Source organism: Dokdonella fugitiva, assembly GCF_014138265.1.
Lineage (GTDB): Bacteria > Pseudomonadota > Gammaproteobacteria > Xanthomonadales > Rhodanobacteraceae > Dokdonella_A > Dokdonella_A fugitiva_A.
The window spans coordinates 1-2,061 of record NZ_JACGXL010000011.1 but is presented as its reverse complement, the minus strand read 5'-3'; the positions used below and the strand labels follow the sequence as shown (position 1 = coordinate 2,061).

Sequence of the window (2,061 nt, the reverse complement as noted above, 5' to 3'; positions counted from 1 at the left end):
CGACCTCAAGCCCGCCAACGTGCTCGTGCGCCGCGTCGACGGCACGCCGATGCCGAAGATCATCGACTTCGGCATCGCCATCGGCGGCACCGCCGACGCCGGCAGCGGCGTCGCCGCGAGCGCGGCCGTCGCCGAGCGCGCCGGCACGAGCCTGTACATGAGCCCGGAACAGGCGCAGCCGCACGGCATCGACACGCGCAGCGACGTGTATTCGCTCGGCGTCATGCTCTACGAAGTGCTCACCGACGCCGACGCCGCGGCGATCACGCCGATCGCGCACCACTCGACGCGCCGCCTGCACGAGACGCTGCTCGCGGCGATCGACAGCGACACCGAGGTCGCCGACGCCGCGATCGCCCCGGGCGCGCTGCTCGCTTCGGCGCGCCACCTGCCCGGCGGACTGCGCGCGATCCTGCGCAAGGCGCTCGCGACCGACCGCGCCGACCGCTACGACTCCGCCGCCGCCCTCGCCGACGATCTCGAGCGGTTCCGCGAACGGCGTCCGCTCAAGGCGATCGAGCCGACGCGCTGGTACCTCGCGCGCACGTTCGTCGCGCGCCATCGGCTCGGCCTCGCGGTGAGCATGCTGATCGCGGTGTCGCTCGTCGCCGGCATCGCGCTCGCGCTCGACGGCCTCGCGCGTGCGCGGCGTTCCGCCGTGATCGCCGGGATCGAGGCGGCCAAGGCCGATCGCGTCGCCGAGTTCACGCGCGGCATGCTCGCCGGCATCGACCCGAACCGGGCCAAGGGCATGGACCGCAGCCTCATGCACCTCGTGCTCGATTCGGCCGCGGAACGTGCCGGCCGCGAACTCGCCGACCAGCCGGCCGTGCGCGCGTCGATCGAGCGCACGATCGCCGACAGCTATTCGTCGCTCGGCGACTACGCGATCGCGCAGCGCCACTACGAGGCCTCGCTCGGCGCGGGCAAGGACGCCGGCCTGCCGGTCGCCGAGATCGCGCGCACGCGCGCACGCGCGGCGACCAATCTGCTCAACTACGAGCAAGCCGCGAACGCACTCGCGCTCGCGCAGCAGGCGTTCGCGGACGTCGCCGCGCTGCCCACCGACGATCGCGACCGCCTCTCGGTCGAGTCCTCGCTCGGCGCGATCGAGAGCATGTCCGGCAAGCCGGAGGAGGCGCGTGTGCGGCTGCATCGCGTGCTCGCGGCGCAACGCCGCCTGTTCGGCGACGACAGCGAGGACGTGCTCGTGACGATCGACAACCTCACCTCGGTCGACATCGACACCGCGCACCTCGACGAGGCGCGGCCGCTGCTCGAGGAACTGCTCGCGCAGCGGCGCAAGCAGTATGGCGCGGAGAACTCGAAGACGATCGACGCGATCAACGGCCTCGCGATCGTCGCGCTCGAGCAGAAGCGTTACGCCGACGCCGAACAGTTGCTCGCGCCGCAGCTGCCGGTGGTCGAGCGCGTGTTCGGCAAGGAGCATCCGTTGACGATGCGCCTGGTCAGCAACCTCGGTGGTGCGATCCGCCAGCAGAACCGCAACGAAGACGCGCGCCCGTACTACGAGCGCGCGGCCGCGCTCGCCAACAAGCTGTACGGGCCTACCAACCCGTCCGCGGTGGTCGCCGAGTCGAACCTGTCGCTGCTGCTGCGCGACGCCGGCGACCTCGCCGCGGCCGAGGCGCACGGGCGCATCGCCGCCGGCAACGCGGGCGCCGCGTTCGGCGACAACGCGATGCGCGCGATCATGCACCGCGAGTTCGCGACCGTGCTCGTGCGCGAGCGCAAGTTCGAGGAAGCCGAGAAGGAACTGCTGTTCGCCTGGGACGTGTTCTCGCACGCCGAAGGGTTCGGCCCGCAGCATCCGCGCAGCCAGGACGTGGTCGACACGTGCGTCGAGCTGTACTCGGCCTGGAACAAGCCGGACCAGGTCGCGCTATGGCGCGCGCGCAAGGCCGCGGCATCGGCCACGGCCGCCGCCGCGGGGCCATGACCGACGGGCGGTGGCATTCCGTCCGGCACTGACTACACTGCGCGCACGGCGGTTCCGGACAGGGGCGGACATGCACGGCGACGAACCCGGCGCGAACGACG

Annotated in this window: 1 protein-coding gene; it reads left to right on the top strand. The window is 72.1% G+C overall.

From position 1 onward, the window contains the following. Positions 1-1,960: tetratricopeptide repeat-containing protein kinase family protein (locus FHW12_RS21015; protein ID WP_182533041.1), on the top strand; the 1,960-nt coding region annotated here is incomplete at its 5' end. Positions 1,961-2,061: the final 101 nt, after the last annotated feature.